Below are 10,504 nucleotides of genomic sequence, written 5' to 3'. Positions count from 1 at the left end.
GCATCACGAGATCGGAGACTACGAGAACCCCCTCGGGTTCGAGGGTATCTGCGACTGTAGCGAAAACGCGATTCCGCTCGGGGAGGTATACGAGTGCGTCGATGGCTGTACACGCGGTAAACGAGTCCCTGGTAAACGGGAGTTGTGTCGCGTCACCGATGATGAACTCGGAATCGAGGTGCTTACCCCGTGCGTTCTCGGTTGCCATCTGGATGTTGTACGGAACGAGGTCGACACCAGTGACGTTGAAGCCGAACTGATAGGCGAGGTGGAGGGCTGGACCCCCCCGACCGCAGCCGACATCGAGGAGGCGCACTCCGTCGGTTGTGGGTAGATGCGACGCGACCCTTGAGCCGACTTCCGTGACGAGGCGACGTTGACTCGAACCGGCTATATGTGGCTGGTACCACTCCGAGTAGCCGAGATTGAGGAACTCGTCAGTATCGAACAGGAGGTCGAACGCCCGCCAGATATCGGCTCGCTCGCCGCGGTAAGAAAACTGGTCGGTGATTCGGTGGCGGAGAGTACTCTGATCCATCGGCCACCTACTCGAGTTCGGAAACCTCCGAATAGCAGTACTCGGATTCGTCGCAGTACGCGAGGTCGGCACACCCGCGAGGACGCTGGTAGTCGATTCCCTTGTGCCGTCGGAGATACGTCACGTATCCGTCGTCGACGCGGTCCAGGATGTCGTGACAGATCCACTTCTCCCTAACCCACGTAGTGCCCAGATTTCGGTACGGACACAGGAAGATCGTCCGTTCGACCGAATCAACCTGTGGCGTCTCGACGATCCGGACACCGACAAGGCGATAGGCGATGCGAAGACGGGTAACGACCGATTCTGGCGTATTCGCGCCGAGGAAAAGGACGTATGCAAGCACGTATCCGAGATCGTGGAGGAGTCGTCGAATCATTGTTTAGGGTGTCGACTGCCGTCCCAAAGTATCTTGACCAGGTGTTTTCTGTTCAGATTTCGGTGTACACGTCACCTGTCTTTCCGCCGCCGAGTTTGTAGACGGTGAATGTGTCGGACTTCGTCCCGCCCATCCCCGGCGATCCAGCCGGCATCCCGGGCAACGCGATGCCGTCAATCGCCGGCTCTTCCTCGAGCATCGTCGCGATAACCTCGGCAGGAACATGTCCTTCGACGACGTACTCGTCGAGGACGAGTGTGTGACAGCTCTGTAGATCCGATGGAATACCGTGTTGGCGCTTGAGATCCGTCACGTCTTCGGTTTCGGTTTCCCCGAGCGTCGTGTCGAGCTGTTCCCGCAGGTACGACGCATATTTTCCACAACAGCTACAGCCTGGTGAACTGTATTGTTGGGCGTTCGTCACCGCTAGCGTTCCCTCGATATCCCACTCATCCCCACTCGATGACCCCAAACAACCGGCGGTTCCGAGTGCGACTGTCGTCGCACCGACCCGTAGTAGTTCGCGACGAGTTACGGCCCGTTCCATATGCTCGTCACTTGGCTCGGAAGTATTCAATTGTACGTCGACCTTTCCTGTGTATTGAGAACGGATTCAAGCACGACGGGGAAGGTGACTTTCAGTTCTGAGGAGGAAACCCCAAAGGTCAGAGTCCCGTATTCGTCTCTATGTGGCGACCCTCATCGGTCGAGGGTGCTGCCGTGACGGTTTTCCGTCAACGAGCATATCGGCCTTAAATTGCGCCCAACATGACCCAGAGCATGACTCGTCGCACCGACTCCGACACTTCACTCCTCGAAACTGTGGGAAATACGCTCTCGTCGAACTGATGCGACTCCAAACGACGTCTCCACTCTTTTCGAAATAGACGTGCTATAGCGAGTTACTTGCGATAAAAGCCTCAAGTCACCACCCCAGAGACTGTTCTCCCGGTTTCGATTCTTAACAGAAAGCACGGTAAATCGTCGTTACGTATAGATATGTATGAACTCCCCCAGCCATCTAGAAGTTCGAGAAGGTGCGGACATCAACCTGTACAACCAGATCCTCATTCCACTCTACGGAGCTGATATAAGGGACTCAGTGGTCCAATATGGCCTATCACTTGCAGAAACGTATGATGCGGCTCTCCACGTGTTATATATTCAAGATGAGGAACGCACGGAGGTGGAATCCGATCAAGTCACTAAACAAGAGGAATGGGACGCAGCAGCGGTAATTGAACCCGTGGTGGATCAGGCCCACTCGCTCGGACTCAATGTGATACCAGCAGTGGATAGTGGGCACTCTCCAGGTGTTATTCGGGAATACGCTGAGGAGAATGATATCGATTTGCTTGTCCACCAGAAACCTACACAGACTAGATTAGCACGAATTCTCCGGAGAGACGTCTCCAGCCACATCATTCAAAATATCTCTCTTCCTGTCTTGACGATACCTGATATGGATCCCTCTGATCCGGTAGGAGAGTTATCTACTAGTCAGTTCACAGATATTCTCGTGCCTACGGATGGATACGACGAGGCATCTGTGGCCTTCAAACATGGGCTACAAATTGCTAAACGGTATGATGCAACCCTACATGGACTTTTTATCATTTCCGAACAGTCCTATTCGAGTCGGCCTGGATTCACGTGGGAAGAGGTCACTGACTCTTGGGAACAGCGGGGAACTCGGCTCTTGGAGGACATTACGGAGAAGGCAGCGACCTTGGACGTTCCTGTCCGAACTACGTTGAGCTTTGGTCAACCTCAGCAGGAGATTCTCAAATACACTGAGGTGACTGACATCGACCTTGTTACAATGGGGACACGAGGATTGACTGGCATTCGTCGGCTATTACAGGGAAGCGTCGCAGCTCAAGTGATCGAGGAAGCAGATTACCCCGTTCTAACGATTAACCGAAGGACAGCTGAATTGAAAAAACACCCGTACACCTTTCTTCGAAAGACAAACCAGAATCGGAAGTCAAGGCTATATTGAAATATTATTTGTAATATACTAATTTCAGTCTTAAATTCGGAAATTCTAATTGCGTATTAATCCCCGTTTCTTCTACCAAACCAAAGAGTGTTAAGTTCGTTCTGCTGAATAAAGCGCGCGTACTGACCAGAAGGAAAACCAAGAAACGACAGGGCTACTCCTAAAAATCGTGTTTGTCTTCACGTTTAGGTGCATCAGATGGACGTTAGTGCGAGCAACGCGAAAAGTTAACTGGCAAATGGCTCCACGGACTGAGTTGTTGAACTAGTCGTCCATGCCGGATGGGGTTTGGCCCGTAGTCGATCCCGACGGTGCCGACCCTGCGGCAAACTTGTAAACGGCGACGAGTCCCCAAATCACCAAGCCGAGCAGGATGATGCCCGCCCTAATGTCGATGGGGACCACTGCAGCGTGTTCGATTGCTCCCTCGCTATCGACTGGGTGCCCGGCTCCCAGTAGCATGTCGAGCAGGCCGATCACGACGACGCCCAAGACAACCAGGCCACCGCCGACGTACATGGCGATTTGGTCTGCCGTTGATAAGTCACTCATTGGTAGTCACCCGAGGAGTTTCCGTAATCGCGTGTTCTCGAACAGTTCCATCTCACGCAGGCGGTTATCGACTGCCAGGACGCCGCCCGCTCCAAGTGCCACAATGGTTCCGAAGACCATGATCCCAAGGAGTTCACCCGTGACCATACCGTTGGCCCAGCCGCCACCGTAGCCGTTGATGAAGTAGAAGAACAGCATCATGAAGGCACCAAAGAAGGCGGCGGTCCTCGTGAGGACACCGAGTATCAGCCCGAGACCGATGGCGGTTTGCCCAAGCGGTACCGCCACGTTGACGAACGCCAACAGGATGCCGTCGCTGAACGGCGTGACGAAGGGGGCGAGAATCGTGCCCTGAGCGGCTCCGCCGACGAACCAGCTGGCGTCGAAGGGCCACGCCCAGATTTTGTCAAGGCCAGCGTGGAGCATCCACCACCCGGCGGTCAGCCGGAGCAGCAGGATCCAATACGACAACCAGGCTCCCGAGACCGAGAACGACGTCTCGGTTCCGAGAAAATTCGTACGGATGGATTGAGTTGACATGGCATACTTCACCTCACGGCTGATTTTGTCAGATGTAGTAAAAAAGATTGATGGTGTTCGTGATTTCTAAGAGTCGGGGCTCATTTCAGGAACGCGGATATCCGAGGTGAGTTGGATGATTCTCAAGAAGGAATTCGGTCACCCTCTACGGACTGATTGTGTGCTGGGGCGTGTAAGCGGGAACACTGATGAAGCCGAGCCCACCGAATTCTGGATCTCGGAAAATTCGCTTGAGGGACTCCATTTGCTGATTTAATCCTCTGTACTTACCGATCCTCCCAGTAGCTAACAGATTCTGAGAATTTAACTCGAGCGGATGTCAATTAATCAACTCCCATTGGTTAGTCATTCCTCCATAGACACGGTTTAAAACTCGTCGTCTCGAGAAAATACGGGCAAACAAAACAGGGTGGCGGAGGAGACGCAGTAGAACTGTACTCGGAGACCGGTCAACGTCTTCAATATCGATCCCGGCAGCGGCACGAATTGCTGCTCCCAGAACCTTGGGATTACGAGTTTCAAGAAAGTATCTCACAACTGTGGCGAAAATGTACTCCGTTTTCATCCTCTGATATAAACTGTCAGGAAAATTGTGTAATTGGCCGCTGTTAGCCAACTCTGCGGCCAAGAATCCCGATTCAACGGCCTGTGAAATTCCTTTTCCAGTGAGTCGGTTTGCGATCCCCGCAGCATCACCAACCCGTACGACGGAATGCTCCGGTAGATAGGTTCTGTCGGGATCGAGACTGGGTCCCTCGGGAATGATTGCGACGTTCGTCCGTTCCTGCGACGGGACTGGCCACCCATTCCGCTTACAGGCTTCCCTCAATGCCTTCATATAATCACTAGGCCGGTCACTGACCGTCCAGCCGATACCAACGTTGGCTCGTTGCGATGTCTTCGGGAATGCCCACGAGTACCCTGTATAGTTCTCCAGAATTATCCGGCTGTTCGGGTACAACTCGGTGAAGTCCCCTTCGACATCACTGTTAAGCGCTACCATATATCCTGAATACTCGTTGGTTGTTCCGAGCGCTTTACTAGAGAGTGATGGCTGACCGGTTGCATCAACGACGAGATCATACTCATCGGTGAACTCGTGGAAATCTGTCCGTGTGATAGACTGGTTTTCGTGGATGTCAACACCCTTCTCTGAGAGTTGTTCTGCCCAGGACTGCTCAACGACATTTCGGTCCGTTATATATGTATCCGCAGCAGGAAAGGTGCCGGCTCCAGTGCGGTGGCGATCGGCGTCGATTCCGTCATACACCTCCACTTCCATCGCTGGCAGCGGATTGAGAAAGCCGTTCTCTACAGTCGGCTCGAGTGGGATCTTCGATACCGCTGTCATCGCTTCTCCGCAATTAACGCGTTTGCTATCGTAGGACTGCCGCTCATATAGTTCGACGACGAATCCAGCGTCGTCGAATCCAGCAGCTGCTGCAAGCCCGGCCATCCCTCCACCTATTACCGCAATTTTGGACGTTCGTGTCATCGGTTTTTGCCAATCTTTGAGGCCATCGTTAAGCTCCCAACAGCATCCGAAGTGACCCACGAACGCCCATCGGGAGTCCGATCGCTCCGATGAAGAACGTCATAAGCCACCACCACGTGTGATTCATCTCCTCTTTCGCATCGGCGAGATACCACACGATGCCGACAGTCACGACGAGTTTCAGCACGAACGTCGATCCGGAGAATCCAGTCGCCTGGTACACGAGATTCGTCACGACCAGCTTTGGGGAGTAGCCGAGGAACGTCACACCGATGAGATTCTGCGCAGCGTCCCACAACTGGCCGAAAACGGCCAGCAGAATTAGCGGGTGTCGAAGGTGTGTGATATTGACGAAACTCGCGCCCCAGTAGTAGAGTGCGGTTACGCCGAGCGCTATCCCCGTCGTCGCGACAGGAACCCATAGGCGGAGTGGGGTCGATGTCGAGAGGCCGTGCCAAACAGCCCACCAGACGGCCCCGACAGCCCACACCGACCCGACGAGCCCGACTGTTAGCGGGATAGATCCGATATTTTGGTCACGCAAGAGTGCACCGACACCGAGCGCGAGGATGGTGACAGCGGTGACGACGATGTAAATCGATGGCGTGATGAACCACACCGCGTAGTCCCCGAGCAGCCCGAGATCCTCGAGGGCGCGCATCGCCCCACCTGCGATGATGATCGGAGCGAACCCGTAGGCCAGTCGTGCGTCGAACGTGACGTCGAGTTGGTCGAGATACGCACGTAGTCCGGGGAGGCTGTATACGACTGCCGCGAGGTAGATTACCGTGTTCACCGCGTTGTAGCCCTGGACAGCACGAACCCCCTCGTGCGTGACTGGCTGACCGGCCGCATCGGCGACGACTGGTCCCCAGAGATACTGCCAGATGAACCGGTCGTAGACCAACGTCGGAAACACGAGGATGCCCCCACCGAGGAGGACGAGCGGGGCCAGCAGGTACAGCGCCCACCACTCGCGTGAGCCGGTCTCCGGAAGGACAGTCTCGACGCGGCGGGTGACAGTACTCACGACCCGTTCACCTCCAATCGCCACGTCGTGCTTTTCGAGCGCCCCCACTGTTCGAGTGAAACGATTGTGAGTTCGTCCTGGAGCTGGCTGAGATACTGCGCGACTGCCTTGGGAGATCCGTCGAGGTCGCTGGCAATCTCGCGAGCCCGGAGGTATGTCGGTTCGCTACTGGCTGTCTCGACGAGGTACCTTCGAACCGTGTGCCGGGAAATATTCGACATTGATCTAGAGGTGACGGTTAGCGAAGAAATCCGAAGAGCTTGTAGTCGTGATCGGGGGTGTACCGCCGGAACAGGAGACTGTTCGTCAGCACCGACACCGACGAGAACGCCATTGCTGCTGCAGCGAGCACGGGCTGGAGGAGGCCGAGCGACGCTAACGGAATCATCGCCGTGTTGTAACCGAGCGCCCACACGAGGTTCTGTTTGATCTTCTGGAGTGTCGCGTCTGAGATTCGGATCGCCTTTACCACGTCGAGCGGGTCGTCTCGCATCAGCGTGACGTCTGCAGCTTCGATGGCGACGTCGGTGCCGGAGCCGATTGCTGTCCCGACGTGTGCGACCGCGAGTGCCGGAGCGTCGTTGACGCCGTCACCGACCATCATCGCCTGCCGGCCCTCGTCTTGAATACTGTCGACCGCGTTGGACTTGTCCTCAGGAAGGACTCCTGCGCGGACGTTCTTCGGGTCGATACCCACCTGTTTAGCGACCGCACGGGCAGTTCGCTCGTTGTCGCCCGTAATCATCATCACGTCAACTCCCCGCTCTTGGAGTGCTGTGACAGCCTGCTTGGAGCTTTCCTTCACTGTGTCGGCGTCGGCGACCACACCCACGAGCTCCCCCTCGTAGGCGACCAGCATCGCCGTCTTCCCCTCGTTCTCGAGGCGTTCCATCGTCTCCTCAGCGGGAGAGGGGTCGATCCCGTTGTCCCGCAGCAGCTTGCGGTTGCCGACCAGCACCTCGCTGTCACCAATGACTGCTTTGATCCCGTGGCCCGGAACGTTCTCGAAGTCGTCAGGCTCAGTCACGTCCAGGCCGCGTTCTTCGGCCCCTTCGACGATTGCACGGGCGAGCGGGTGTTCGCTGCCGCTTTCAGCTATCGCCGCCAGTCGAAGCACATCATCCTCTGAGAGGCGCTCACGGGTGCTGAGCTGTCCACCATCTGGGGTCGGCTCGCCACCGTCAGTCACCACATTTCCATCGCTATCAAAGACGACCACGTCGGTGAGTTCCATTTCACCCTCCGTGAGGGTGCCCGTCTTGTCGAAGACGACCGTGTCGACGTCTTTTGCGCGTTCGAGGATGTCACCGCCCTTGAACAGGACGCCGTTCTGGGCACCAATCGTCGTCCCGACCATCGTCGCTGCGGGCGTCGCCAGCCCCAGCGCACAGGGACAGGCGATGAGGATCGAGGACGCGAAGACAATTATCGCGAACTCGAAGACTGAAACGGTCCCACCGACCGGGGCCGGGCCGCCAGCAACCTGACCCCACAGCGGGAGCCAGTCGACGAAGCCAGCGAGAGCCTCGGGGAACAGGAACCAGACGACACCCCAGAGAAGGGCGTTCGCGATGACCGCAGGCACGAAGTACGCGGAGATGCGGTCGGCGAGATTCTGGATGTCGGGCTGGCGCGACTGGGCCTCCTTGACTGTCTGGACGATCTGTTGGAGGGCCGTGTCTTCTCCAACCTTCGTCGCCTCCACGACAAGGACGCCGTTCTCGTTAATCGTCGAGCCGACGACCTCATCGCCCTCCTCTTTCTCGACAGGCACAGATTCGCCAGTGACCATTGACTCGTCGACGGCAGACTGACCGTCGACAACGACACCGTCTGTGGGAATCTTCTCACCTGGACGAATTTTCATCCGGTCACCAGTTGTGACCTCTTCGAGTGGAACTTCTTCTTCACTGCCGTCCTCGCGGACAATGGTCGCCGTTTCGGCTTCCATTTCGAGGAGCTTTCGGAGGGCCTCACCCGCTTGGCCCTTCGACCGAGCTTCGAGATAGTTACCCAACGTGATGAACACGAGGATGAGGGCTGCCGTGTCGAAATAAAGTCCACCTGCAATGAGTTCAGCAAGGACTGCCACAGAGTATAGATAGGCCGTTGTTGAACCGATCGCAATCAGCACGTCCATATTGGCGCGGCCGTTCTTCACGATCGCCTTGTACGAGTTCTTATAGAACGGCCAGCCGAGGATCGCCTGTACCGGCGTGGCGAGGAGGAACTCAACCCAGCCAAGTTCCACACCGAAGACGGCTTCAGGGACGATCGCGCCACCGAGCAGATAATTGTCGATGAGGAAGAAGAGCAACGGTGCCGATAACACTGCCCCAAAGAGGGTCAACCTGAGTTGTTTCCGAGTTTCGGCTTGACGGGCGGCATCTCGTGCGTCCTGGCCCGACTCTTCGTCGGCACCATCTTCGCGGACGGGCGAGTAGCCAGCCTCCTCGATAGCATCGTACAGCGCACCAATAGATACTTCCGCAGGATTGTAGGTGACCTGTGCTTCGTCGGTTGCGTAATTGACCTCCGCATTAACGACGCCCGGAATATTTTCAAGAGCGGTTTGGTTGGTCTCGGCGCAGTTGGCACAGGTCATATCGGAGATGGCAATCGTTACCGTCTCAGAGACTGCGCCGTACCCGGCCTCGTCGATCGCGTCGTAGATTTCTTTGAGCGATACCTCTTCAGGGTCGTAGGTGACGGAACCCTCGTCGGTGGCGAAGTTCGCATCCGCCTCCGATACCCCGTCGAGCGATTCGAGAGTGTCCTGGATCGTCGCCGAACAGTTGGCGCAGGACATTCCCGTGATATCAAGATGGATTGTTTGGCTTGTCATGCTTGTTCTACTATACGGGGTCTAGGTTTAGGCGATTTACTGCTTCGAGAGGCGGGGTTTCGACTGCAGGAAAATTTGGATTCCAAAGACAGCGTTACGCTCCCTCTTCGAGTCGCTGATACCGATCGTCGAACCGTGTGAGACAGGACGGACAACAGAAGTGATAGATCTCTCCGTCGATTCTCGTCGTTTCACCTTGATTATCAACGGTATTGTTACATTCAGCACAGGTGAGTGCAAATTCGACGCCATCAACGGACGGCGTCCATTCAAGCTCGTCAATTAGTGTGACGGTGTAATCTGCTACATCGATCTCGTTAAAGAGTCCATCTACCCACTGACGTACGTTCTGGGCTTCAACACGGGCATAGAACCAAAGATCTCCTTCGGAGGTCGTGAAGACGTGTTCAACGCCATCTGACTCTCGAGCCCGCTCGCGGGCGGCCTCCAACGACGCTGAGCCGATTTCGGCCTGAATAAATACCGGTACACCAGCTCGGAGATGAGCCCGGTTGACGTCAATCGTGAAGTTGTTAATGATGCCAGCTTCCTGTAATCGCTTTACCCGGTCAGAAACGGCTGGCCCCGACAAGTCGACCTCCTCGCCAATATCGCTGAACGGGCGGCGGGCGTCATCAGCGAGTAACGAGAGGATTTCTAAGTCGGTTTCATCCAAATCGCGCATACGACCGCTTCGTCTCGCAGGATACATTATTGTTGCCCACAACACACCTTCGAAATCGGTGATCTAGGGCTGCGACAACATTGGATTCTAAGCAGAAAACCACATAGAATACTCGCCCCTATCTACGAATGGATATGACTCAGACAATCACCGTCGAAGGAATGACCTGTGAACATTGCGAGCAGACCGTCGAAGAGGCACTCGAAGAAGTTGAGGGGGTTACGTCCGCTACTGCGGATCGTGACTCAGAATCCGCGACGGTCGAGGGGTCCGCTGAACGGGATGAGCTTGTGACTGTGGTCGAAGACGCTGGATACGATGCCTCTGCGTAACAAATCCCGATTCTCGTCGAATCGGATTCGGAGAGGGATTGATACGACTGCCAATCCCAGGTGTAGATACTATGACTGATACACTTCCGTTCGATGCCGTCCGCGA

12 protein-coding genes are annotated in these 10,504 nt (G+C 55.7%); 2 read left to right on the top strand and 10 right to left on the bottom strand.

The genetic code is table 11. The features are described 5' to 3' along the window. The 3 genes from ACQUQ1_RS20920 to ACQUQ1_RS20910 all read right to left on the bottom strand — a co-directional run. Positions 1-538: class I SAM-dependent methyltransferase (locus ACQUQ1_RS20920; protein WP_435066179.1), on the bottom strand; the 538-nt coding region annotated here is incomplete at its 3' end. Positions 539-545: 7 nt separating this feature from the next. After that, positions 546-917 carry a hypothetical protein gene (locus ACQUQ1_RS20915; protein ID WP_004594606.1) on the bottom strand — a complete coding sequence of 124 codons (372 nt, stop codon included), beginning with the start codon at positions 915-917 and terminating at the stop codon, positions 546-548. Between the two features lie 52 nt (positions 918-969). Continuing rightward, on the bottom strand, positions 970-1,464 hold the full coding sequence (locus ACQUQ1_RS20910) for a DUF411 domain-containing protein (RefSeq protein ID WP_004594605.1): 495 nt from the start codon (positions 1,462-1,464) through the stop codon (positions 970-972). Between the two features lie 456 nt (positions 1,465-1,920). On the opposite strand from ACQUQ1_RS20910, the gene ACQUQ1_RS20905 reads away from it, so the two are divergent. Continuing rightward, entirely contained in the window at positions 1,921-2,919 is a 999-nt protein-coding gene (locus ACQUQ1_RS20905) for a universal stress protein (RefSeq protein WP_004594604.1), read from the top strand. Positions 2,920-3,183: 264 nt separating this feature from the next. Here the strand turns inward: ACQUQ1_RS20905 and ACQUQ1_RS20900 are convergent, their stop codons facing one another. From ACQUQ1_RS20900 to ACQUQ1_RS20870, 7 genes are all read right to left on the bottom strand, one after another. Continuing rightward, the gene (locus tag ACQUQ1_RS20900; RefSeq protein WP_004594603.1) at positions 3,184-3,471 is read right to left on the bottom strand and encodes a hypothetical protein; all 288 of its coding nucleotides are present in this window, start codon (positions 3,469-3,471) and stop codon (positions 3,184-3,186) included. 6 nt (positions 3,472-3,477) lie between these two features. Continuing rightward, a complete protein-coding gene (locus tag ACQUQ1_RS20895; RefSeq protein ID WP_229772977.1) occupies positions 3,478-4,023 on the bottom strand; it encodes a DoxX family protein in 546 nt (181 codons plus the stop codon). A gap of 307 nt (positions 4,024-4,330) precedes the next feature. Then, on the bottom strand, positions 4,331-5,506 hold the full coding sequence (locus ACQUQ1_RS20890; RefSeq protein ID WP_011222414.1) for an NAD(P)/FAD-dependent oxidoreductase: 1,176 nt from the start codon (positions 5,504-5,506) through the stop codon (positions 4,331-4,333). Between the two features lie 28 nt (positions 5,507-5,534). Further along, a complete protein-coding gene (locus ACQUQ1_RS20885; protein ID WP_004594600.1) occupies positions 5,535-6,536 on the bottom strand; it encodes a DUF63 family protein in 1,002 nt (333 codons plus the stop codon). Further along, positions 6,533-6,757, bottom strand: a complete 225-nt coding sequence (locus tag ACQUQ1_RS20880) for a DUF7123 family protein (protein ID WP_004594599.1) — start codon at positions 6,755-6,757, stop codon at positions 6,533-6,535. The genes ACQUQ1_RS20885 and ACQUQ1_RS20880 overlap by 4 nt, the downstream gene beginning before the upstream one ends. A gap of 17 nt (positions 6,758-6,774) precedes the next feature. Further along, positions 6,775-9,381 (bottom strand): heavy metal translocating P-type ATPase, encoded by a 2,607-nt coding sequence (locus ACQUQ1_RS20875; protein ID WP_004594598.1) that lies wholly within the window; start codon positions 9,379-9,381, stop codon positions 6,775-6,777. Positions 9,382-9,475: 94 nt separating this feature from the next. Then, the gene (locus ACQUQ1_RS20870) at positions 9,476-10,066 is read right to left on the bottom strand and encodes an AsnC family transcriptional regulator (protein WP_049938493.1); all 591 of its coding nucleotides are present in this window, start codon (positions 10,064-10,066) and stop codon (positions 9,476-9,478) included. A gap of 134 nt (positions 10,067-10,200) precedes the next feature. Here ACQUQ1_RS20870 and ACQUQ1_RS20865 point away from each other — a divergent pair, with 134 nt between their 5' ends. After that, positions 10,201-10,398 (top strand): heavy-metal-associated domain-containing protein, encoded by a 198-nt coding sequence (locus ACQUQ1_RS20865; RefSeq protein ID WP_049938510.1) that lies wholly within the window; start codon positions 10,201-10,203, stop codon positions 10,396-10,398. Positions 10,399-10,504: the final 106 nt, after the last annotated feature.

The organism is Halobaculum sp. EA56 (assembly GCF_051195075.1).
GTDB lineage: Archaea > Halobacteriota > Halobacteria > Halobacteriales > Haloferacaceae > Halobaculum.
This window is presented reverse-complemented; position numbering and strand designations above follow the sequence as displayed.

Coding starts and splice junctions, on each gene's coding strand:
- ACQUQ1_RS20915 (WP_004594606.1), bottom strand. CDS start 917: ATGATTCGACGACTCCTCCACGATCTCGGATACGTGCTTGCATACGTC.
- ACQUQ1_RS20910 (WP_004594605.1), bottom strand. CDS start 1,464: ATGGAACGGGCCGTAACTCGTCGCGAACTACTACGGGTCGGTGCGACG.
- ACQUQ1_RS20905 (WP_004594604.1), top strand. CDS start 1,921: ATGAACTCCCCCAGCCATCTAGAAGTTCGAGAAGGTGCGGACATCAAC.
- ACQUQ1_RS20900 (WP_004594603.1), bottom strand. CDS start 3,471: ATGAGTGACTTATCAACGGCAGACCAAATCGCCATGTACGTCGGCGGT.
- ACQUQ1_RS20890 (WP_011222414.1), bottom strand. CDS start 5,506: ATGACACGAACGTCCAAAATTGCGGTAATAGGTGGAGGGATGGCCGGG.
- ACQUQ1_RS20880 (WP_004594599.1), bottom strand. CDS start 6,757: ATGTCGAATATTTCCCGGCACACGGTTCGAAGGTACCTCGTCGAGACA.
- ACQUQ1_RS20875 (WP_004594598.1), bottom strand. CDS start 9,381: ATGACAAGCCAAACAATCCATCTTGATATCACGGGAATGTCCTGCGCC.
- ACQUQ1_RS20870 (WP_049938493.1), bottom strand. CDS start 10,066: ATGCGCGATTTGGATGAAACCGACTTAGAAATCCTCTCGTTACTCGCT.
- ACQUQ1_RS20865 (WP_049938510.1), top strand. CDS start 10,201: ATGACTCAGACAATCACCGTCGAAGGAATGACCTGTGAACATTGCGAG.